This is a genomic window from Mycobacterium sp. SMC-16 (assembly GCF_046250085.1).
GTDB lineage: Bacteria > Actinomycetota > Actinomycetes > Mycobacteriales > Mycobacteriaceae > Mycobacterium > Mycobacterium phocaicum.
This window is the reverse complement of sequence record NZ_CP176427.1, coordinates 5,469,968-5,491,681: the sequence shown is the minus strand read 5'-3', so window position 1 is coordinate 5,491,681 and position 21,714 is coordinate 5,469,968. Positions and strand designations below refer to the sequence as shown.

At 68.0% G+C, this 21,714-nt stretch carries 22 protein-coding genes; 10 read left to right on the top strand and 12 right to left on the bottom strand.

The features are described from left to right. Positions 1-16: 16 nt before the first annotated feature. Complete coding sequence (locus ACJEIK_RS26890; protein ID WP_409430616.1) at positions 17-757, top strand: GAP family protein; 741 nt, start codon at positions 17-19, stop codon at positions 755-757. Here the strand turns inward: ACJEIK_RS26890 and ACJEIK_RS26885 are convergent. The 4 genes from ACJEIK_RS26885 to ACJEIK_RS26870 form a co-directional block, all read right to left on the bottom strand. Beyond that, the gene (locus tag ACJEIK_RS26885) at positions 754-1,461 is read right to left on the bottom strand and encodes a type 1 glutamine amidotransferase (protein WP_409430615.1); all 708 of its coding nucleotides are present in this window, start codon (positions 1,459-1,461) and stop codon (positions 754-756) included. The genes ACJEIK_RS26890 and ACJEIK_RS26885 overlap by 4 nt on opposite strands. Beyond that, positions 1,458-2,684 (bottom strand): MurT ligase domain-containing protein, encoded by a 1,227-nt coding sequence (locus tag ACJEIK_RS26880; RefSeq protein ID WP_409430614.1) that lies wholly within the window; start codon positions 2,682-2,684, stop codon positions 1,458-1,460. Before ACJEIK_RS26880 ends, ACJEIK_RS26885 begins: the two co-directional genes overlap by 4 nt. Positions 2,685-2,740: 56 nt before the next feature. Continuing rightward, complete coding sequence (locus ACJEIK_RS26875; protein ID WP_207546853.1) at positions 2,741-3,820, bottom strand: aldehyde reductase; 1,080 nt, start codon at positions 3,818-3,820, stop codon at positions 2,741-2,743. Between the two features lie 70 nt (positions 3,821-3,890). Further along, the gene (locus ACJEIK_RS26870) at positions 3,891-4,790 is read right to left on the bottom strand and encodes an alpha/beta hydrolase (RefSeq protein WP_409430613.1); all 900 of its coding nucleotides are present in this window, start codon (positions 4,788-4,790) and stop codon (positions 3,891-3,893) included. Between the two features lie 85 nt (positions 4,791-4,875). Here ACJEIK_RS26870 and ACJEIK_RS26865 point away from each other — a divergent pair, with 85 nt between their 5' ends. The 3 genes from ACJEIK_RS26865 to ACJEIK_RS26855 all read left to right on the top strand — a co-directional run bounded on the left by ACJEIK_RS26865 (position 4,876) and on the right by ACJEIK_RS26855 (position 8,055). Continuing rightward, complete coding sequence (locus ACJEIK_RS26865) at positions 4,876-5,481, top strand: TetR/AcrR family transcriptional regulator (RefSeq protein ID WP_409431767.1); 606 nt, start codon at positions 4,876-4,878, stop codon at positions 5,479-5,481. A 69-nt stretch (positions 5,482-5,550) separates the two neighbouring features. Then, on the top strand, positions 5,551-6,549 hold the full coding sequence (locus tag ACJEIK_RS26860; protein WP_409430612.1) for a DEDDh family exonuclease: 999 nt from the start codon (positions 5,551-5,553) through the stop codon (positions 6,547-6,549). Positions 6,550-6,657: 108 nt separating this feature from the next. After that, the gene (locus ACJEIK_RS26855) at positions 6,658-8,055 is read left to right on the top strand and encodes a DUF222 domain-containing protein (RefSeq protein ID WP_409430611.1); all 1,398 of its coding nucleotides are present in this window, start codon (positions 6,658-6,660) and stop codon (positions 8,053-8,055) included. Between the two features lie 70 nt (positions 8,056-8,125). Here ACJEIK_RS26855 and ACJEIK_RS26850 read toward each other — a convergent pair whose 3' ends face one another. The 5 genes from ACJEIK_RS26850 to ACJEIK_RS26830 form a co-directional block, all read right to left on the bottom strand. Next, positions 8,126-9,577: a carotenoid oxygenase family protein gene (locus tag ACJEIK_RS26850; RefSeq protein ID WP_409430610.1), complete on the bottom strand. Its 1,452-nt coding sequence runs from the start codon at positions 9,575-9,577 to the stop codon at positions 8,126-8,128. 74 nt (positions 9,578-9,651) lie between these two features. After that, a complete protein-coding gene (locus tag ACJEIK_RS26845) occupies positions 9,652-10,932 on the bottom strand; it encodes a hypothetical protein (RefSeq protein WP_061001443.1) in 1,281 nt (426 codons plus the stop codon). 20 nt (positions 10,933-10,952) lie between these two features. Continuing rightward, complete coding sequence (locus tag ACJEIK_RS26840; protein ID WP_409430609.1) at positions 10,953-11,363, bottom strand: hypothetical protein; 411 nt, start codon at positions 11,361-11,363, stop codon at positions 10,953-10,955. Continuing rightward, on the bottom strand, positions 11,360-11,545 hold the full coding sequence (locus ACJEIK_RS26835) for a hypothetical protein (protein WP_061001431.1): 186 nt from the start codon (positions 11,543-11,545) through the stop codon (positions 11,360-11,362). The genes ACJEIK_RS26840 and ACJEIK_RS26835 overlap by 4 nt, the downstream gene beginning before the upstream one ends. Further along, on the bottom strand, positions 11,542-13,377 hold the full coding sequence (locus tag ACJEIK_RS26830) for a hypothetical protein (protein WP_409430608.1): 1,836 nt from the start codon (positions 13,375-13,377) through the stop codon (positions 11,542-11,544). Before ACJEIK_RS26830 ends, ACJEIK_RS26835 begins: the two co-directional genes overlap by 4 nt. Before the next feature lie 138 nt (positions 13,378-13,515). Here ACJEIK_RS26830 and ACJEIK_RS26825 point away from each other — a divergent pair, with 138 nt between their 5' ends. Then, positions 13,516-14,184 carry a TetR/AcrR family transcriptional regulator gene (locus ACJEIK_RS26825; RefSeq protein ID WP_135355493.1) on the top strand — a complete coding sequence of 223 codons (669 nt, stop codon included), beginning with the start codon at positions 13,516-13,518 and terminating at the stop codon, positions 14,182-14,184. A 6-nt stretch (positions 14,185-14,190) separates the two neighbouring features. Here the strand turns inward: ACJEIK_RS26825 and leuA are convergent, their stop codons facing one another. Then, positions 14,191-16,005, bottom strand: a complete 1,815-nt coding sequence (gene leuA / locus ACJEIK_RS26820) for a 2-isopropylmalate synthase (RefSeq protein ID WP_409430607.1) — start codon at positions 16,003-16,005, stop codon at positions 14,191-14,193. 249 nt (positions 16,006-16,254) lie between these two features. Here leuA and ACJEIK_RS26815 point away from each other — a divergent pair, with 249 nt between their 5' ends. From ACJEIK_RS26815 to ACJEIK_RS26800, 4 genes are all read left to right on the top strand, one after another. Then, positions 16,255-16,755, top strand: coding sequence for a hypothetical protein (locus ACJEIK_RS26815; RefSeq protein ID WP_409430606.1), 501 nt, complete (start codon positions 16,255-16,257; stop codon positions 16,753-16,755). Between the two features lie 141 nt (positions 16,756-16,896). Continuing rightward, on the top strand, positions 16,897-18,162 hold the full coding sequence (locus ACJEIK_RS26810; protein ID WP_061001435.1) for an aspartate kinase: 1,266 nt from the start codon (positions 16,897-16,899) through the stop codon (positions 18,160-18,162). Between the two features lie 2 nt (positions 18,163-18,164). After that, a complete protein-coding gene (locus ACJEIK_RS26805; protein ID WP_409430605.1) occupies positions 18,165-19,202 on the top strand; it encodes an aspartate-semialdehyde dehydrogenase in 1,038 nt (345 codons plus the stop codon). 35 nt (positions 19,203-19,237) lie between these two features. Further along, positions 19,238-20,323: a DUF4185 domain-containing protein gene (locus ACJEIK_RS26800; protein ID WP_409431766.1), complete on the top strand. Its 1,086-nt coding sequence runs from the start codon at positions 19,238-19,240 to the stop codon at positions 20,321-20,323. A 9-nt stretch (positions 20,324-20,332) separates the two neighbouring features. On the opposite strand, the gene ACJEIK_RS26795 is transcribed toward ACJEIK_RS26800, so the two are convergent. Both ACJEIK_RS26795 and ACJEIK_RS26790 read right to left on the bottom strand, forming a co-directional pair. Then, positions 20,333-20,608, bottom strand: coding sequence for a barstar family protein (locus ACJEIK_RS26795; RefSeq protein ID WP_135355496.1), 276 nt, complete (start codon positions 20,606-20,608; stop codon positions 20,333-20,335). After that, a complete protein-coding gene (locus tag ACJEIK_RS26790) occupies positions 20,605-21,063 on the bottom strand; it encodes a ribonuclease domain-containing protein (RefSeq protein ID WP_409430604.1) in 459 nt (152 codons plus the stop codon). The genes ACJEIK_RS26795 and ACJEIK_RS26790 overlap by 4 nt, the downstream gene beginning before the upstream one ends. Before the next feature lie 161 nt (positions 21,064-21,224). On the opposite strand from ACJEIK_RS26790, the gene ACJEIK_RS26785 reads away from it, so the two are divergent. Continuing rightward, a complete protein-coding gene (locus ACJEIK_RS26785) occupies positions 21,225-21,692 on the top strand; it encodes a hypothetical protein (protein WP_409430603.1) in 468 nt (155 codons plus the stop codon). Positions 21,693-21,714 lie beyond the last annotated feature (22 nt).

Sequence of the window (21,714 nt, the reverse complement as noted above, 5' to 3'; positions counted from 1 at the left end):
CGGTAAGTTGGCGGCAATGTGGGGTTCTGTGGCGGTGCTGGCGCTGCCGATCGCGTTCGATCCGGTGCGTCTCGGGGTCAACCTGTTGCTGATCTCCCGGCCTCGTCCGGCGCAGAATCTGCTGGTGTACTGGGTCGGATGTGTGACCGCGAGCGTCATGCTGCTGTTGCTCCCGCTGCTGGCGCTGCATTTCACCGATCTGGCGTGGGTGCACGATCTGGCCAATCCCCGCACCACGGCGAGCGCGACCATGCGGCATGCCCAGGTGTTCGTCGGCGTGCTGCTGCTGGTCATCGCGGCGGTGACGGCAATGCGGATGGTGACGCGCCGGCGCGCACCGGACACGGACGCCTCACCCATCTCGAAACTGTTGCAGCGCGATCCCGACGCGCCGCCACGGGGCGGATTGCTGGGACGGGCGCAACGAGCCTGGGAGAGCGGGGCGCTGTGGGTCGCGGCGGTGATCGGCTTCTGGGCCGGCCCCAACCCGTCGCTGGTGCTGTTCGCTCTGACGACGATCCTGGCGTCGGGCGCCGCGATCGGCACGCAGATCGGCGTCGCACTGGTTTTCATCGTGGTGAGCCTCGCCGTCGTGGAAGTGGTGCTGCTCTGCAACGTCGTCTGCCCGGTGAAAACCCAAGCGGCACTGCGGAAAGTGCACGACTGGGTCGGCGGCTACCGGCAGCAGATCGTGGTGGCGATCGTGACGCTGGTCGGCCTGGCGTTCATCGCGCAGGGGACGGGGTTGCTGTCCTAGGCCCGGCGCGGTGCGGCGAGGCGCTCGGTGCGGAGCAGGTCGACCTCGGGCAGTTCCAGCGGCGGCAGGTCACCGACGACCTGTGACAGCAGATGGTCTGCCAGCTCCGGGTTCCGGGCCAGGCACGGTCCGTGCAGGTAGGTCGCGACCACGCTGCCTTGCACGACACCGTCGTATCCGGAGCCCGCACGGTTGCCGGCCCCCTTCTCGACACGCGCCAATGGCTTGGCCAGCGGGCCGAGATCGGTTCCACCACGGTGGTTTTCGAAGCCCGTGAGCTTCTGGGTGAGGCCCTCGATCACGGGTGTCGACGTCACCTCACCGATGGTGCGCTCGGGCTGCGGCGACGTCGTGACGTCGAGCAGGCCGACGCCGTCGACGCGCTCGCCCGACGACGTTTCGTACCAGTGCCCGAGTACCTGGATGGCGGCGCAGATGGCCAGCACCGGGGCGCCACGTTCGGCAGCGCGCTGCAGACCGGGGTGCTGCAGCAGGTGGCGCGTCGCGAGCCGCTGCGCGTAGTCCTCGGCGCCGCCGAGTGTGTAGAGGTCCATCGAATCCGGCACCGGGTCGTCAAGGGTGATCTCGACGATCTCGGCGTCAATTCCCCTGAGCCGCAAACGCTGTCGCAGGACGACGGCATTACCGCCGTCGCCGTAGGTGCCCATGACGTCGGGCAGGACAAGGCCGATCTGAACCGTCATGCCAGCTCCCGACTCAACTGCAGGAACGCGGTGTAGTTCGCGATCACCTCGACGTGCCCGGGCGGACAGGACTTGATGGCGGCCAGCGTGTCGTGCACCAGCGTGTGCTCGACGCCCGCATAGCCGAGCCGCACCGCGAGATCGGTGCCGCGCTCGCCGGCCGACACGATGGGTGCCGGGAAGTCCACGAAATGCTCGAAGTTCACGTCCCACAGCCAGGACAGGTCTTCGCCGTCGGGAACCTGGCCGTTCACCGAAATGACCGCTCCCGCAACATCACTGGAGACCATCGACAGCGCCTCCTGCCACCCGGCGGGATTCTTGGCCAGCAGCATGCGCACGCTGTGCTCACCGACCTGCAGGGTCCGGTACCGGCCGGCGACCTCGTCGACCGTCGACACCGCGGCCACCGCGGCGGCAGGCGACGCGCCCAGCGCGACCGCGGCGGCCACGGCCTGTGTCGCGTTGCCGCGGTTCACCGTGCCGGGCAGGCCCAGCGTCATGGGCGCGGTAAAGCCTTCCGGCCCATAGATGTTCGTCTCGTCGTACCACCACTGGGGCTGAGGGCGTGAGAAGTCGGTGCCGGTCGAATGCCAGTGCCCGTTCTCGCGGACGATGACCTCACCGCTGCGCGGACAGCTGACCGAGTCGTTGGACCAGCCGCCGCCGGCGGCGACCCAGACCACGTCGGGGCTGTCGTACGCCGCCGAGGTCACCAGGACGTCGTCGCAGTTGGCCACCACGACGGCCTTGGGGTGGCGCGCCAGTCCGGCCCGCAGGGTGCGCTCGATGTGGTTGATCTCGCCGACGCGGTCCAGCTGGTCACGGGACAGGTTGAGCAACACGATCACCGACGGGTCGACCGCGTCGGAAACGTGCGGTACGTGCATCTCGTCGACTTCGAGGGCGGCCAGTGTCGCCTTACGGGACCCAGCCAACGCGGCGATCAGCCCGGCGTCCATGTTGGCGCCCTCGATGTTGGACGCCACCGGCCCGAGAGTCGCGAGCGCCGCAGCCGTCATCCGCGTCGTCGTGGACTTGCCGTTGGTTCCGGTGACGACGACCGAACGCCGTCCGGAGCCCAGCTGACCCAGGATCGAGGGGTCCAGCTTCATGGCGACGAGCCCGCCGATCATGGCGCCGGCACCGCGGCCCGTCACGCGCGACGCCCAGCGGGCGGCTGCGCCCGCGCCGAGCGCGACGCGTCCTCGTGCGGTGATCATCCCCGGAAGTCTAGGAGGGCCGCCGCAAATGTGACGACACGTGTGAGGGTGCCCACTTACGGCAGCCGGATGCTCGGCCGCTTGCGCACGATGCCGTCGTCGAGCATCTGCTGGAAGTGATCGGTGACGGTCTGCTCGATGGGGCGATACACCAAACCGAGCTCGCTCTGGCTGCGGCTCGCGTCGAAGACCAGCGGGTATCCGACGTTGGTGTCGACGAACTCGCGCGTCAGCCCGATGACCGGCGCGACGGCCTTCACGGCGACCTTGGGGACGTTGAGCCATGGGAACGGGTACAGCACGCCGAACTTGGCGCGCAGGATCTGGCCGATCTCCAGCAGGCTCAGCGAGGCGGCGTTGACCAGGTAGCGGTCGTGTGCGTCGGGCGTGTAGCCGGCGCGCACGTGGGCGTCGGCGACGTCACGCACATCGACGATGCCCGAGGTCAGCTCCGGGGCACCGGTCAGCATGGTGCCGTCGGCGAACTGCTTCATGGTGGCCAGGCTGGCCGAGTCGCTGGCGCTCGTCAGGGACGGGCCGAGCACCAGGCCCGGGTGGATGGTGACCAGGTCCCAGCGGTTCTGCGCCTTCTGATAGCGCCAGGCCTCCTGCTCGGCCACTGTCTTCGAATACGAATAGGGCTGGTGGTCGACGCTGCTGGTGGTGTTCCACTGGTCTTCGGTGAACACGCCGCCGGGGACGTCGCGCGATTCCCGGGCGTCGCCGTAGATGGCCACCACGCTGCTGGTCAGCACCACGCGCTTGACGCTCTCGGTGCGGTTGACCGAATCCAGCACGTTGCGGGTGCCTTCCAGCGCGGGGCGCACGAGCGACTCCTGCGCGTCGGTGACGCCCTGCAGCAGGAACGGTGACGCGGTGTGCATGACGAGCTCGCAGCCGGCCATCGCCTCGTCGAAGCTGCCGATGTCGAGCAGATCCGCCTTGAAGAGCGTGAGCTTGCCGGGATGGTCGGCCGACAGCTTGTGCAGGTGCTCGAGGCCCGTCGGCTTCTGCGGGTTGCGCACCGTGCCGTGCACGGTATGCCCGGCTTCGAGGAGGTAGCGGACGATCCAGCTGCCGATATACCCGCTGGCGCCGGTGACGAGGACGGGGGCGTCGGGGTCGATCGTGGTCATGCCCGTGACGATAGCGTCGAGCACCTCGCCGAGGGGTTCATCTCCCACAATCCAGATTTGTTGCCGCCGGTCACGATGTGGCCGCCGGAACGTGGCGCGACAGGAAGTCGAGCTGGTCGGTGACGTTGCGTTCGAACTCCTCGCCGACGTAGATGTCGAAATGGCCGGTGTCGTAGAGCTTGATCTCGCCCCGGGGTGCCTGCGCGGCGTACTTCCGGGTCGGCCCCGGCGGGGCGACGGCGTCCTGCTCGCAGATGGCGAAGAAGATCGGGCAGGTGACGTTGCGGGCCCGGCGGCCGGGGAAGTGGCGCACGATCTGCAGGGCGAAGCGCGCTGCGACGTCGCGTTCGATTTCGGCGTCCGGTGGCAAGAGGTTCTGGATCCCCGCGACCGAATCGGGTGAGGTCATCAGCGCCGTCGACCCGGGCGGTCCGTACGTCGGAACCATGACGGGATCGCGGCCGAGGAGGGCGCCGATCTGGTCGCGCACCGCGAGGGCGGTGACCTTGGCCGACGTCGACGGCGGGATGGCGAACGACGACGCGAAGCCGTCGGTGAACGGGCACTGCGCGATTGCCGCGGCAAGCCGCTTGTCCTGCGCGGCCGTGACGATCACGTGCCCGCCGCCGAACGAGGTTCCCCAGACCACGACGCGGTCGGGATCGACGCCCTCGAGGGTGCGGGCGTACGCGATGGCGCTGCGCCAGTCTTCGAGTTGCCTGTCGATATCGAGCAGCTGGCGCGGTTCGCCCGTGCTGGCGCCGAAGTGCCGGTAGTCGAAGACGAGGCAGGCGTAGCCGGCGGCGGTGAAGCGCTCGGCAAAGGCGTCGAGGCGCATTTCCTTGACGCCGCCGAGACCGTGGGCCATCACGATGATCGGCCGCTTTCCGGTGGCGGGGGTTGTGGGCGTGTACAGCCAGGCGGCGCAGGTGGCGTCGCCCGACGGGAAAGTCACATCGGTGCGGGTCATGAAGCGAGAATATGTAAGTGTCTCCAAATTTGTAAGTACCTATAAAAGTGGTACCGGTTACACTCTGGGCGTGGCCGATCCCGGGATGACCAGAACGCAGCGACGGGCCGAGGCCAACCGTCGCGCCGTCGTCGACGCTGCCCGCGAGATCATCGCGACCGAAGGTGTGCACGGGCTGAATCTCGAGGCCGTCGCCGAGCGGGCCGACGTCGCACTGCAGACCGTCTACAACCGCGTCGGCGGGCGGGCTGCATTGCTCACCGCAGTCGCCGAGCAGGCGATGGAGGAGAACCGGGCCTACATGGACGCGGCGTACGCGGCCGACGGCACGGTGGAAGAGCGAATAATGCTGGCGGCCGACGCGTATGCCCGCTTTGCCCGCGAACGTCCGCACGAATTCCAGATCCTCGTCGAACCGCCGGACGTCCCGGACGCGGTCGACCGCATCGCCGAGCTGATCCGTACCCAGAACGCGAAACTCGCGGCCGTGCTGCGCACCGGTATCGAGGCGGGGTTGGTGAATCCCGCTCTCGACCCCGACGACCTCGCGACGATGTTCTGGGCGACCTTCAATGGTCTGCTGGCCCTGTCGTGGCGTCCGGGAGCGCTGCGGTCCGGTCCGGAAGAAATCGACCGACTGCTCGCGGCATACCTGGCCACGGTCGCAGACGGTCTGCGTGTGCGGGTCTGATCCGGCTCCGATCGGCGACACGCTGCGCTGCCCGCCAAATCTGTCGGGGGTCCGTGCCATCCTTGCCACGTGGACGAAACCAACCGCGGCTGGGGCCGACCGGCCACTGAGGCCGGGGCGGGTTGGGCTGTCGTCGACGTCGAGACATCGGGATTCGACCCCGGGCACGCCCGGGTCATCAGCGTCGCGGCGCTGGCCCTCGGAGACGACGGCAATGTGGAGCACTCGTTCAGCAGCCTGCTGAATCCCGGAGTCGATCCCGGCCCCACGCACGTGCACGGTTTGACCTCCGAGATGCTGGCGGGCCAGCCGACCTTCGGTGAGGTCGTCGGCGACCTGGCCGCCGTGCTGTCCGGTCGCACGCTGGTCGCCCACAACGCCGGTTTCGACTACGCATTCCTGGCCGCCGAGTGCGAGCGCGTCGGCGCGGTCCTGCCCGTCGACAGCGTCATGTGCACCGTCGAACTGACCCGCCGGCTCAACCTGGGCACCGAGAACCTGCGGCTGGAGACCCTCGCGACGCACTACGGTGCGACGCAGATCCGTCCGCACGATGCCCTCGACGACGCCATGGTGCTGGCCCAGATCCTCAAACCGGCACTGGCCGCGGCGCGCGAGCACCGGCGCTGGCTGCCCATCCGCAACGTGGGCCGCAAGCGCTGGCCGAGCGGCGCCATCACGCACGACGAACTCCGGCCGCTGAAAGTCCTGGCGTCCCGACTGCCGTGTGCGTACGCCAACCCCGGCCGGTTCGTCGCCGGCCAGCCGTTGGTGCAGGGCATGCGGGTGGCGCTGTCGGGCGAGATGCAGCGCACGCACGAAGAAGTCATCGAGCGCATCGTGCACGTCGGACTGTCCTACTCCGACAGCGTCGACGCCCATACCTCGCTGGTCATCTGCAACGACCCGGCGCCCGCTCAGGGCAAGGGCTACCAGGCCAGGGAGCTCGGCGTCCCGCTGGTCTCCGACGCTGAATTCATGGCGCTGCTGGGCCACGTCGTCGGCGGTTCGGACGTCGAAGAGTTCGTCGACCGCACGCCGGCCGGCGATCAGTTCATGTTGTTCTGAGGTCGCTTCCGCCCAACAACTTTGGTCACTTTGGTTCTTTGATCACGGTAGGTAATTAGCGTCACGCGGTCGACGATTTTTGTCGGTGGTTCGTACTAGTGTTCGAATATGACCGTTACCGACCTGGACACTGCCGAGGCCGTCTGCCGCGACCTCGGCTCGGTGCTGGGCCGGGCCGCATCCCTGGACTACAGCACCCTCTCGGTGCCCGAACTCCTGGCGCTGCAATCGGAGCGGGAACGGTGGACGTGTGCCGCGGCGGCGGTCGATCACCACATCCAGGCCGCGCTGGCGGCCCAGACCACGGCGAAAGACATCGGGGCGAAAAACTGGGCAGACGCGATGCGCACCCGGGACCGGCTCAGCCTGGAGGAATCCCGCCGCCGGGTGCGGCACGCCGAGTTGTTGGGGCCGCGGTGGTCGTTGACCGGGGAACCGTTGCCGCCGCTGCGGCCGCATGTCGCCGCCGCGGTCGCCGAGGGGGCGATCAACGGTGATCATGTTGATGTCATCGAATCGTTCTTCACCAAACTGCCCACCTGGGCCGACCTGACCACCCTCGACGAGTGCGAGCAGGCGCTGGTCGCCGCCGCCCGCAATCTCACCCCCGAGGCGCTGCGGTCGGTGGTCCGGCGCAAGCTCTACGAGTTGGATCAGGACGGGCCGCCACCCGATGACCGGGAACCGGACTGTGCTCGCGACCGGGCGCTGGTGTTGTCCAAGCAGCGCCCCGACGGCAGCAGCGAGCTGCGCGGCCGCCTTACCCCGACAGCGCGGGCCACCTACGAAGCGTTGATGGTCAAATACGCCGCGCCCGGCATGTGCAACCCCGCCGACCCGGTGCCCTGCACCTCCGGAACGCCGACTCAGGAGCAGATCGACAATGACCGGCGCACCCTGGCGCAGCGTCAGCATGACGCCTGGGAAACCATCGGCCTGCTGCTGCTCTCCGGGGATTTGGGGGAACGCAACGGGTTCCCGGTCACCATCGTGGCGACCTGCACCCTCGAGCAGCTCGAGGACCGGGCCGGGGTCGCCGTGACGCACACCGGCAGCACACTGCCGGTCAAGGACCTGCTCAACCTGGCTGCCCGCACCGGGGCAAGTTGCTATCTCACGGTGTTCGACAACCATGGTGATGTGCCGTTGTATCTGGGGCGGGCGCGGCGCACCGCCACCACCGGACAACGCCTGGCCCTGTTCACCCGGGACTTGGGCTGCACCCGCCCCGACTGCACTGTCCCGGCCGCGGGCTGCCAGGCCCATCACATCCCCGGCTGGACACGCGACGGTCAGACCGACGTCACTACCATGGCCCTGGCCTGTGGCGGCGACAACCGACTCGAAGACACCACCGGCTGGACCACCACCATGAAAAACGGCCGCCCCCACTGGACCCCACCACCCCTACTGGACACCGGACAACCTCGCACCAACCAATACTGGCACCCCCAGCTCTACCCCACCGAGGGCGATGGCGGCGAAAGCGACAGTCCGACAAACTGATTCGACATCGCAGCGACCGGCCGACCGGGTGCGGCGTGGCACGCGGGTGCCCGGCGCGCGAAGTAAGCGTTCAGCCGGCGATGCGGCGGCTGAACGTTCCGTGGAACCCGATCGGCAGATGGTGTTCGAGATGCGCGGTGGCCAGCGGCCCGTCCTCGATGGTGCGGGCGTCGAAGATCACCAGCTGTGAGCGGTGGCTCCGCAGATCGTGATTGAGCACCAGCAGCCAGCCGTCGTCCTCGGCTGCGGTGCGGGAGCGGGGTACGAACAACGGCTCACCCGTCTGGGCCAGGCCGAAATCGAACGTGGTCTGATCCCCGGTGCGGTGGTCGATGCGCGTCACCGCGTTGTAGTGGCCCACGTCCTCGGTGGCCTTGGCTGCGTAGGTGACGTTGTGCTCCAGTGTCGATCGGCGCCAGTCGTACTGCGGGAATTCCATTGGGGCCGTTGCCGATAGCACCGTCTCGGTGATCCGGCCGGACTTGCTGATGCGGAACCGCGACAGGTGCCCGCGGGGCCACTCGTCGATGGTCAGATGCGCGCGGGGGTCGGTGGGGTCCGACGGGTCCTGCCACGCCTTACCGAGCTTGCCGAAGATGTCCGAGTCCTCGAACCGGAAGAACTCCACCACGGTGTCCGAACCGTCTTCGAAGGCGTTGGTGACGTGGATGTGCGTGAGCGCCTCGTGCTCGATGATGCGCGGCTTGGACCCGTCGCGCGGCACCAGGGCGAACCGCGTCGACCCGTTGCGGGTCTGGTATTCCAGGGCTTTCGCCAGTGATCGGGTGCGCAACAGCGTCGGGATGTTGGGCCGCAAGGGATCCAGGACGAACACCATGTGGTTCTCGGTGAGCGCGAAGTCGTGGTTCCACACCATGTCCCACAACTTGAGCGAGCTGATCTGGTGGCTCCGGCCGGCCCGGTCCGCCCTGAAGCACCGCAGCCGTGGCGTGGGCAGCAGATCGAGACCGAAGTTGTAGACGTCGCCGGTGTGCGGATCCCACTTGGGATGGGCGGAGAAGGAACCGAGATAGCCGAGGCGATCGCCGTCAAAGTGCTTGTAGCCCAACGTGTCCAGTGAGTCCGGGTCGATCTTGTATGGCGGGCCGCCCTCCCACATGGCCAGCAGGTCGCCGCAGATGGTGGCCATGTTGGTGTTGCCGGTATTGGCCGGCGGGAGCAGATTGCCGCGCAGCGTCGGGGCGTTGGTGGTGATGCCGCGCTGGCTCATCACGTCACCGCCGCGGTACTGCTTCGTGCGGACATACCGGTTGGTGAAACGGACGCCCTGACCGTCGAGGACGAACCGGGACACCATGCCGTCGGCGTCGAACATCGTCTTGAGCACGGTGTCGCCGACCTCGAACTTGCCGGGGCCGATGCGGAACAGCGTGCCGGTCAGCTCGGGCGGCAACGTGCCGTCGATGCGGGCGACCTGGTAGTCCATCTCGTCGTACAGGGACGCGAACGCGCGGCCGTGGAGCTGCTTGAGTGTCGGTTCTGCGGGCACTGTGGTTGTCATACAACCTCCATCTGAGGACAGATGTCCTCAGTTTTGAGGCCGAGCCCGGCGATGTCAAGGGGTGGCGTGACGAGCTAACCGCCGAACAGCAGGTACAGCCCCGTGAAGGTGTAGCCGACCATCACCAGCATCATCGCCAGCTGACCGGTGAGCTGATGGCGCTTGGGCAGCACGCGCAGCGCGCAGTCGTGTGCGGCGACGACGCCCGCGATGTGCCCGGCCACCACGAACAGCACCTTGGTCGTGGCCAGCACCGAAGGGTGCATCGACAGCAGGTAGTACACGTGTGCGTCGTGCAGGCCCAACAGCTGGAAGACGGTCTGCTGCCCCTTTTCGACGAGATAGGTCAGGTAGTGCGCGAACACATAGCCGATGACGATCGGGATGAGGGAGTGCGCCATCAATCCGGGCAGCTGCCGGCGCCGTGCGCGGTCCACCCCGCCGGTGGCGCGGGCGGCGAGGCTGAACGACACCGCGAATGTCGTGACAAACACCGCCAGTCCAACGGTTTTCATCGCGGTGACCTGCCACCCGCCGTGCGCATGCGCTTCGACGAATCCCCGCCACGTCGGCGTCGCCGAGAAGCTGTCGAAGGCCGTCGAGCCCAGCAACACCGCGAGCACCGTCACCGTGCCAGGCCGGATCGGCAATGTGGGCAGGTGATTGAACGGATTGCCGACGGCGATCTGGCCATCGGCGTTGCGCCGCACCGGGGCACACCGCGAGGCAACCACGCTGTACACCTCGAACGGGTCGGCGTGCGAGCACCAGCGGGTGCCGCACGCCGCGGCCCCGGCCAGCGTCACGCACAGGTAGATCAGCAGCCAGATCCGCACAGCGCCAACAGAACCCGGGTCGGGGCTGGCCAACTCGAGCCAGACGAACGCGAACAGCCCGGCGGCCGCGGGCCAGTAGCCGAGCTGCGCGGGATACGCATCGCGGCCCAGCCGCAGCAACCGGGCAATGGTCCGCACCGGCGACAGCACCCGCCACACCGGGCCGAAAAGCACTGACAGCGCGACGATTCCGACCCACAGCAGCACGTAGAACACGCCTGGCAACGGGTTGCCGGACCCGGACGGCCCGGCGACGGACGCCACCGCGACCCACCCGGCGAACGCCAGCGCCAGCAGTGCGACCGCCCACCGCGTCGCAGGCGCGTCGACGGCCGTCGTCACCCAGCGCGGCAATGGCCGTCCCGGCGCCTCCGGATCGAACCGCGGCTTGCGCCAGGCCAGTGCCACCACCGCGAAGGTGAAGGTCAAGGCCCACGCGGCGCCGATCAGCGCGTAGGTCAGCGGGATCGGAAGATCACTGGACCCGCCAAGCCCGTGTGCCAGGACGGTCGAGGTCACGGCGTCGGGACGCACAGTGCTTACTGCACCGTGATGGTGGCGACGGTCTTGTCCAAGTGGTGCAGCTCGACGTCGACCTTGCCTGGCACGTCCACCGTGAACTGGAACTCCTGACCCTTCTCCGGCTTGATGTCGAAGGTGTGCTCGGGGCTCGAGTGCACGTGCAGCTGGTCGGCGGCGTCACTGTTGACGCGGACGATGATCGGCTGGCCGAGCTTCGCCTGCACCTGCTGGTTGATCGGCGTCGCGGTGCCGCCCGCGATGGTCACGTCGATGTACACGCGCGACGGCGGGGCCTGGGGGTTGCTCAGTTGCGTTGTGCCCGTTGCGGAGGCGCTCGACGAACTGCTGGGCGTCGACTCGGTCTTGCTGCAGCCGGCGAGCGCCAGCGCAACGACGCCGGCCACGGCGAAGGTCTTCACAAAGGTCACGTCGAACCATCCTCATCGGTTGAACCTGGTGTCTCCGAATCGGTTTCATCGCCGTCGGAGGTGGAGCTGTCAGCTGCCCGCCGGTCCTTCATGGCCACCCAGGCCACGACCCCGGCGACGACGAACGCCGGGGCGAACGCCGGCAGCGCCAACAATAGCGAGTGATCGGCCAGATAGGTCACGGCTGTCCGACGGGTTCCCTGGTCTCCGTGGTGCTGAACTGCTCGCGCGAATTGATCCGTCCCGCACCCCAACTCAGCAACGCGATCAGGATCAGCGAGCACACCAGCACGATCAGCGAGGCGGCCGGGTACAGCCACGACGGCACGTCGAGGTTGCGTTCGCGCTGCAGAACCTTGGTCTCCTCCATGAAGTCACGGGTTGTCGAGATCGCCGGCGTCTCCTCCGCGCCGATGCCAGGATCGGCAGGCAGGTAGACCGGGACGGCCGCCATGGTGCGGCCATCCTGCACGCGCAGCACCGTCTTCCACGTGCCCCACACCGGGATCGGCCGGGTCGACCGGTAGTGCCCGGGGCCAACCTGCTGCAGGTGGTCGACCACCAGGCCGCGCTCATGTTCGAGCTTGCCCTGCCACGCCATCAGGGTGACCCATTCCGGGTCGTCACTGATCAGATTGGTCGGTGTGACCTGGATGTCGGCGTTGACCAACCGCTGCCCGGCCGGGCTCGGTGCCTCGGTGAGGGTGATCTGCGCGCGGGCGTGCTCCGGCACCGTGACGTTCAGCCCGTTGGCCACGGCTGCGCCGATCACCAGGACCGTGGCGACCACGATGCCGATGCCGATCGGACGCGCGGGCAGGCGCTGGCCCGCCAGGACGATGGCCAGCAGGGCGCCGCACATTCCCATGCCGATGGCAACGGGCGTCGACATCGTCAGCGCCTCGCCCCACATGCTGCTGGGCCACGGGGTGCGGAACAGCGCGTCGACCCAGAACGATTCCAGCCACATGCCGACGGTGCCCACGCCCAGCCCGGCCACCGCGCCGAACAGGATGGGGCGGTTGACGAGCGGGGTCAGGCCGATCAGCTCGACGACGATCGCGGAGCCCAGGTACAGCGCACACCAGCTGTAGGACGAACCCAGGATGGGCCCGACGGCCAGTGCGACGAGTCCGCGGATGAACAACGCGAAGGCGATGGCCCCGAAGGTGGAGAAGCGGCCCAGCGTGAGTCGGGTGGCCACCAGCGACATCGCCGCCGCGGCGGCGATCAGCATGGGGTGGAGCACCAGCCGGAACTGTTCGACGCCGAAGTCGTATTCGACCGGGAACACCGACAGGCCGATCACCAGACCACCGAAGGCCAGGTACGGCAGCACCTTGCTGCGGGCGGGCGGGGCGTCGGCGCCCATCGCGATATCGCCTTCGCGCTCCAGGAGCAGCGTGGCGACAAGCGACAGACCGGCGCCGCCGATGAGCATCAAATGTGTTGGGCCCCAGAGCGTGACGTCCTGACCGAAGATCCGGTGCCAGATGTCGTCGAGTGGAAAGCCGATGAGCGCGTACAGCCCGCAACCGGCCATCAGCACGCCGCCGACGGGCGCGTACCAGGTCTTGGTGATCTTGATGGCGGCCGGACCGGGCTTGTCATACGGCAGGATGATCGACAGCGAGCCCGCGATGAACAGCAGGAACAGACCGACCAGGATGAAGTAGTGCGCCGGGTTGGCCAGCGGGCCGGCGTCGCGGCCCTTGCCGATGTGCAGGCTGACGTCCCAGATGAAGCCGAACATCGCGCAGATGATCGTCGAGATGAACAGCAGCGACGGCAGGGCGACCCAGCTGGGCCGGTTCATCTTGCGGCCGGCCTTGTCGGCCAGGTTCTGCAACCAGGTGATGCGGCGTTGCCGGTGCAGATAGCCGATCCACAACAGGCCGGCGGTGATGATGCCGGTTGCGATGGACATCCCGAGAACCTGGTCGAGGGCGGCGCCCCCGCCTTCGGTTCCGGCCGCGGCCACCACGGTGACCTGCTCGGCGAGCTGTGCTGCCATGTTCCACCCCACTATGTAGATGAACCCTGAACCTTACTCGTCGGTAATATTGCCAGAAGACCGCGTTTGAAACGGGAGTCCGTCTTCCTTCTTCGGATTTTGACATCATGTGGCAGTCGGAGGGAGGGGTTGCGCCAGATGGCTGACGACGGATCGGGCGCCGGTTCAGGTGCCGCGCCGCAGCGCCGGTACTCCGGCAGGTCAGCGGAGGAGCGACGGGCCGATCGGCGGCGCCTGCTGCTGGATGCGGCCGAGGCGCTGTGGCGCGAAGGCGGACTGTCGGCACTGAGCGTCCGCGCGGTCTCGGCCCGCGCCAAACTCACCGATCGCTACTTCTACGAGCAGTTTGCCGGCCTCGGTGCGCTGATCGGCGCCGTCATCGACGACGTGTTGGAGGGGCCCTTCGCCGCAATGCTGGCCGGCGGCAGCGCGCCCGAGTCGGCGACGGTCAAGACCCGGCTGACGATGGGCCTGGCCGGGTTCATCGAGCATGCCGAGAGCGACCCGCTGGCCGTCCAGATCTTCCTGACCGACGCCCGGCACATCGAATCGGTCTCCGAGCACATCCGCATCGCGCAGCACCGGGTGGCCGCCGCCATCCTGGCGCTGCTGCAGCCCGACCGCGACGCCGATCAGGAGAGCTTCGACGCGGCCCTGTTCTGCGTCGGCGGGGTGGCCACCCTGATCAACGAACGGTTGCTCAACGAGTCGAAAGCCGTTACCGCACAAGACTTTGCCGAGCAGGCCGTCGGCTGGTGCGCCCGGGTCCTCCGGGTGTCGGAGGACCCGGGCGCGCCGGGCTGGTGACTTCGGTTAGCCGCGCGCGGCCCGGTTCACCGCCGAGACGACGGCCCGCAGCGACGCCGTGGTGATCGACGGCGCGATGCCGACGCCCCAGACCGTCTTGCCGCCGATCGAGGCCTCGACGTAGGCCGCGGCCTGTGCTTCCTCGCCGGCCGACATGGCGTGCTCGGAGTAGTCCAGCACGTTGACGTGGAAGCCGACGGCGCCCAGCGCGTCGGTGAACGCGGCCAGCGGACCGTTACCGGCGCCGACGATCTCGCGCTCTTCACCGTCGATCTTCACGATGGCGGTGATGGTGTCGGTGCCGCCATCCTCTTCGGCCGCGTCGACCCGCTGCCGCATGCGCTCCAGCGGGGTGATGGGCGCCAGGTACTCCTCGTTGAAGACGTCCCACATCTCCTTGGGGGAGACCTCGCCGCCCTCACCGTCGGTGATCTTCTGGATGGCCTGGCTGAACTCCATCTGCAGCCGGCGCGGCAGGACCAGCCCGTGGTCGGCCTTCATGATGTAGGCGACGCCGCCCTTGCCGGACTGCGAGTTCACGCGAATGACGGCCTCGTACGTGCGGCCGACATCCTTCGGGTCGATGGGCAGGTAGGGCACCTGCCACAGGATGTCGTCGACGTCCTGATCGGCCTCGTCGGCATCCACCTTCATCTGGTCCAGGCCCTTGTTGATGGCGTCCTGGTGGCTGCCGGAGAACGCCGTGTAGACCAGGTCGCCGCCGTAGGGGTGGCGCTCGGCGACGGGCAGCTGGTTGCAGTACTCGACCGTGCGGCGGATCTCGTCGATGTTGGAGAAATCGATCTGCGGGTCGACGCCGCGGCTGAACAGGTTCAGGCCCAGTGTCACCAGACAGACGTTGCCGGTGCGCTCACCGTTGCCGAACAGGCAGCCCTCGATGCGGTCGGCGCCGGCCAGATAACCCAGCTCGGCGGCCGCGACGCCCTCGCCGCGGTCGTTGTGCGGGTGCAGGCTCAGGATGATCGAGTCACGCGGCGCCAGGTGCCGGTTCATCCACTCGATCGAGTCGGCGTAGACGTTGGGCGTCGCCATCTCGACGGTCGCCGGCAGGTTGACGATCAGCGGCCAGTCCGGCGTCGGCTGCACGATCTCGGCGACCGCGTTGCACACCTCGACGGCGTACTCCAGCTCGGTGCCGGTGTAGGACTCGGGCGAGTACTCGAACCGCCACAGCGTGCCCGGGTACTTCTTGGCCTCCTCGACGCACAGCTTCGCGCCGTCGGTGGCGATCTTCTTGACGGCCTCGCGGTCCGCGCGGAACACGACGCGGCGCTGCAGGATGGACGTCGAGTTGTAGAAGTGCACGATGACGCGCGGTGCGCCGTTGCAGGCCTCGAAGGTGCGCTCGATCAGCTCGGGCCGGCACTGCGTCAGCACCTGGATGGTGACGTCGTCGGGGATCGCGCCCTGCTCGATGATCTCGCGGACGAAGTCGAAGTCGGTCTGGCTGGCCGACGGGAAGCCGACCTCGATCTCCTTGTAGCCCATGCGGACCAGCAGGTCGAACATCCGGCGCTTGCGCTCGGGGCTCATCGGATCGATCAGGGCCTGGTTGCCGTCGCGCAGGTCGACCGCACACCAGCCGGGCGCGACGGTGGCGACCTTGTCGGGCCACGTGCGGTCGGGCAGAGAGATGTTCTCGACCTCGGCGCCGAAGCTGCGGTACCGGTTGACCGGCATCGCGGAGTTGCGCTGGGTGTTCCAGGACGGCTGGCCCTCGCGGCGCGGGCCGGACGGGGTGGTGATGGCGCGTACCGACGAGAACGAGTCGGCAGAAGAATCGGGAGAGTAGGTGGTCACGGTTTTTTGCTCCGGTCTGTCTGGATGGGACCTAGAAGGTCAGGACCGGCGCATCTCAAACCCCCGCGACGGGAGGCCGGTCGGATCAGACCCCGTCGCGGCGTCCGAGGAGGAGCACCCGCGCGCTATACATCACCGGTCAGTTTACTCCCGTCCAGTAGTTCCCCAAAACCCGGTCACGTTGACCCGAGACAACCTGCTGGCCAGGTGTAATGGGCAGCGCCCTCACTGTGCCGATACAGTTCGACCGTGTTGACGAGATGGTTGTTGAGCCTGGACCGCAGCTGGAAGATCGGCATCGCGGTCGCGCTCGCCGTCGTCATCGGCCTCGTGGTGTGGCAGACCGAGTTCCGCGGGCCGACACCGGAGTGCAAGCCGGTGCGCGACATGCTCGACTACAACAAGGCGCAGGCCGCGCAGATCGAGTCGAAGATCGACAAGAACGCGGGCGGCGTCCCGACCATCGCCGAGGAGACGGCCTACCGGGCGTGGGCCGACGGCATGGCAGAACGCGCGCAGAAGGTGACCGGTGACAAGGTCGCCGCCAACGCCGTGCAGCTGGCGGCCCTGGCCTCGCAGTTCACGTCAGCGCTGGACGCCTACCGGATCGCCGCCCAGGGCCGGGCGCCCGGCGCCCCCGCACCGACAGAGGCCTACCAGTTGTCGGCGATCAACGTGCAGATCACCGAACAGATGAAGGCGCTGACCGACGCCTGCCCGGCGCAGCGGAAGCTCACCGACATCTTCTGACCCGGGCGAGAGTGACGAAGGTCTCGCGCGTTGCAGGTCGGGCAGGCGACCGGGCAACAAAAACGGCTTCGTCCCTCCCTTATCCTTGTGGGCAGCATTGATGCGAATGCTTGCTGCCAATTCAGAGAAGGAACGCGAACAGTGGCGCTCGTCGTCCAGAAGTACGGCGGATCCTCGGTGTCTGACGCCGAGCGGATCCGCCGAGTCGCCGAGCGAATCGTCGAAACCAAGAAGGCCGGCAATGACGTCGTCGTCGTGGTCTCGGCCATGGGCGACACCACCGATGATCTGCTCGATCTCGCTCGCCAGGTGTCCCCGGCGCCGCCCGCCCGCGAGATGGACATGCTGCTCACCGCAGGTGAGCGCATCTCGAACGCGCTGGTCGCCATGGCCATCGAGTCCCTCGGCGCGCAGGCCCGGTCGTTCACCGGCTCGCAGGCCGGCGTGATCACCACCGGCACGCACGGCAACGCCAAGATCATCGACGTCACCCCGGGCCGCCTGCGCGACGCCCTCGACGAGGGCCTGATCGTGCTGGTCGCCGGCTTCCAGGGCGTCAGCCAGGACAGCAAGGACGTCACCACGCTGGGTCGTGGCGGCTCGGACACCACCGCCGTGGCGCTGGCCGCCGCGCTGAACGCCGACGTCTGTGAGATTTACACCGACGTGGACGGCATCTTCACCGCCGATCCGCGCATCGTGCCCAACGCCCGTCACCTGGACACCGTCTCCTTCGAGGAGATGCTGGAGATGGCGGCCTGCGGAGCCAAAGTGTTGATGCTGCGCTGCGTGGAATACGCCCGCCGCTACAACGTTCCGATTCACGTCCGGTCCTCGTACTCCAACAAGACCGGCACCATCGTCAAAGGATCGATCGAGGACATCCCCATGGAAGACGCCATCCTCACCGGAGTCGCGCACGACCGCAGCGAGGCGAAGGTCACCGTCGTCGGCGTTCCCGACGTTCCGGGCTACGCCGCCAAGGTGTTCCGCGCGGTCGCCGACGCCGACGTGAACATCGACATGGTGCTGCAGAACATCTCGAAGGTGGAGGACGGCAAGACCGACATCACCTTCACCTGTTCGCGCGAGAACGGCCCGGGCGCCGTCGAGAAGCTGACGTCCCTCAAGGACGAGATCGGTTTCTCGCAGGTGCTGTACGACGATCACATCGGCAAGGTGTCGCTGGTGGGCGCCGGTATGCGCAGCCACCCCGGCGTCACCGCCAAGTTCTGCGAGACGCTGGCCGAGGTCGGCGTCAACATCGACCTGATCTCGACCTCCGAGATTCGGATCTCGGTGCTGGTCAAGGACACCGAGCTGGACACGGCCGTCTCGGCGCTGCACGAGGCCTTCGGTTTCGCGAGCGAAGAGGCCGCAGTCGTATACGGCGGGACGGGGCGCTAGTCATGGTGAACATCGGTGTGGTGGGTGCGACCGGTCAGGTCGGCCAGGTCATGCGCAAGCTCCTCGAGGAGCGCGACTTCCCGGCGAGTTCCGTGCGGTTCTTCGCCTCGGCGCGGTCCGAGGGCAAGAAGCTGACGTTCCGCGGCCAGGAGATCGAGGTCGAGAACAGCGAGACCGCCGACCCTTCGGGTCTGGACATCGCGCTGTTCTCCGCCGGCGCGACCATGTCGCGCGTGCAGGCGCCGCGCTTCGCCGCGGCCGGCGCCATCGTCGTCGACAACTCGTCGGCGTGGCGCAAGGATCCTGATGTGCCGCTGGTGGTTTCAGAGGTCAACTTCGACCGCGACGTCCGCGGCAAGCAACTTGCCAAGGGCATCATCGCCAATCCGAACTGCACCACCATGGCCGCCATGCCGGTGCTCAAGCCGCTGCACGACGAGGCCGGCCTGACCCGGCTCATCGTGTCGAGCTACCAGGCGGTGTCCGGTTCCGGACTCGCCGGGGTCGACGAGCTGGCCTCGCAGGCCCGCGCAGTCATCGGCGGCGCCGAGCAGCTGGTGCACGACGGATCGGCGCTGGAGTTCCCGGCGCCCGTGAAATACGTTGCGCCCATTGCCTTCAACGTCATCCCGCTGGCCGGTTCGCTCGTCGACGACGACTCGGGCGAGACCGATGAGGACCAGAAGCTGCGCAACGAGAGCCGCAAGATCCTCGGCATCCCGGAGCTGGCCGTGAGCGGTACCTGCGTGCGGGTTCCGGTGTTCACCGGGCACTCGCTGTCGATCAATGCCGAATTCGCGGAGCCGATTTCGGTGCAGCGGGCCCGCGAGCTGCTGGCCGTCGCGGCCGGGGTGTCGCTCGTCGACGTGCCGACGCCGCTGGCTGCCGCCGGCGCCGACGACTCGCTGGTGGGCCGCATCCGCCAGGACCCGGGCGTGCCCGATGGTCGTGGTCTGGCCCTGTTCGTCTCGGGTGACAACCTGCGAAAGGGCGCGGCGCTCAACACTGTTCAGATCGCCGAACTGCTCGCCACGCGCTGATCTTGCGGGCGGGGGCAGCGTCGATCGCGGCGCTGATGGCTGTCGTCGTGTCGTCGGTGCCCGCAGCGCAGGCTGATCCGCCTGCGCCGGTACCGACTCCGGTGCTGAAACCGCTGGCCGTCGGGCAGGTGACACGCATCGGTCCGGTGGCTGGAACCGGCACGCCGACAGCCGATTACGGCATCGGCGCGACGGACCTCTGCGAGTTCATGGAGTTCCCGAGCGGCATCCTGCAGATCTGCGGCGACAGCTTCGCGGGGCAGGGCGTCGGATTCGGGGGCTGGTACGCGCCCGTCGCGCTGCACGTCGAGACCGACTCCATCAACTCTCCGGACGGCCTGCGGTACCGCGGTGTCATGGGCGTCGACAAGCCGTTGTTGGCCGACGCCAAAACGCCTGGCACCTCCCAACTCCCGGCCGGCGTGGTGAGCATCAACCGGGAGAACTATCTGTTGATCACCACCACGCGCGACCTGAAACCGGCGAGCTCCCGACTGGTCAAGGCCGACCCGGCGCGCGCGGCCTGGCCGACCGTGCCGGGCTCTGCGCGGCCCGCCGGCTATGCCGGGGGAGCACAGAGTCAGATCACGGGTTACTACGACCCGGTGCCCACCGCAGACTCGCCGCGTGGCTGGGTTTACCTGGTCGCCAACAACTTCGACCGCAGCAGCCCGGCCTACCTCTACCGGGCCACGCCGCAGGCGTTCACCGACAGGTCCAGTTGGCAGGGCTGGTCGGCGCACGGCGGCTGGGGCAAACCGCCGACTCCGTTGTGGGGCGACCTGATCGGTGAGATGAGCATGAAGCAGGTCGACGGCAAGACGGTGCTGTCCTACTTCAACAGCAGCACCGGCAACATGGAGGTCCGCGTCGCGAATACGCCGACGGAACTCGGCACCGCTCCCGTGACGACCGTCGTCGTGGCCGGCGGCTGGCCGGAGCAGGCCGACGAACTGCCTGAGCCGCAGGACAATCAGCTGGCGCAGCCGTATGGCGGCTACATCTCGCCGGGCTCGACGCTCGACGAACTGCGCATCCTCGTCAGCCAGTGGAACACCACGCCGCGCGATACCGCGCCGTACCGCGTCATCCAGTTCGCGGTGAATCCGGTGAAGCCCTAGGCGCTGTTGTCAGCGCAGCACCAGGTCGATCCCGGCGCTGTCGAAAACGTCGAGCAGCCCCGTCCAGGTGTGAGAATCCAAGGCCTTCTTGGCTTTTGAGCTGTCGGTCAGGACAAAGCGGAACGGCTCGTCGTCCGGCGTGCCGAAGCCGCCGCCGAGGCAGTCGGCCAGGGCGTCCAGATTACTGCCGAAGTAGCCGCCGGCGCCGTTGACCGCGTGGCCCAGCTCGGTGAAAAGGTCTGCGCGGGAATGGATCCGCGCACCCCGCACGGTGAACGTCTTCACGCTCCTCCGATCTGGCAGAACGTCTCGTAGTGGTCGCCGGTGTAATAGAACTCGGGTGGGTCGGTCGGTGGCTCGCCGCCGGTGATGACCCGTCGCGTGCCACGGGTCTTCGCGCCGGGCGTGGGCACCGTGTACTCGTGGTAGTAGCCGCGCTGCTGGTTCGGTAGTCGGCGTTCGAAGTTGCCGAACACGATGCCGTCCCGCGAATAGGGGAACGGCCCGCCGCGGTGGATGAGGTTGACGGTGGTGGCCGCCTCGGTCGGCAGCGACGACAGTTGGCAGACGGGTAGCCCGGACTTGTTCTGGCGCGTTGGTGACGGCGCGTGGGCGGTCGGTGATGCGGTCGGAGCCGGCCCGGTGAGCGTGGTGGAGTTCTTCGCGCACCCCGGGGTGAGGGTCAGCAGCAACGCGGTGCCGCACGCGAGGACCGCGGCGCGCAGGGTGGTTCTGGACATCTCACCTTTTCTGCCGCGTTCTGATATCGGAGCGTCGGCCGGCCCCCAAAGCCCGGCCGATGCTCCGCTACACAGGCCACGCTACCGCGCCGCGCGCCTCATAGCTGATTCTTACGCGCAACCTAGCCACCGCAGTGGTTGATGGACGGATCATCGATGACATGAGTGAGGAAACCCCTAACCAAACGCCAGAGACGCCGGACACCCCGACGGACTCGTTCCCGCCCGTAGCAACGGCCACCGCAGTGGCTGCGCCGCCCGCCGAGCGCAAGCCCAGCACGCTGAACAAGGTGCTGGCCTGGGTCGGCATCGTCGCGGGCATCGTCTTCATCGTCGCGACGATCTTCTTCTCGGGCTTCGTCCTCGGCGCGCATTCCGGCGGCGGTCACCACGGCTGGCACAAGCACCACCGCGGGCAGGACACCGCCGAGTTCCGCGAGGGTCACGGACCGCGCGGCGGCGGCATGTGGCACCCGATGTTCCCGGGTGGTCCGGGCTGGCAGGGACCCAACGGTCCCGGTTGGCAGGGCCCCGGCGGACAGGGCCCGGGTGGCCCCGGTGGTCAGGGTCCGGGTGGTCCCGGACCGCAAGCGCCGGGCCAGCCTGGCCCCACCCAGCCGGGTCGCTGACCCAAACAGTCCCGCATCACAC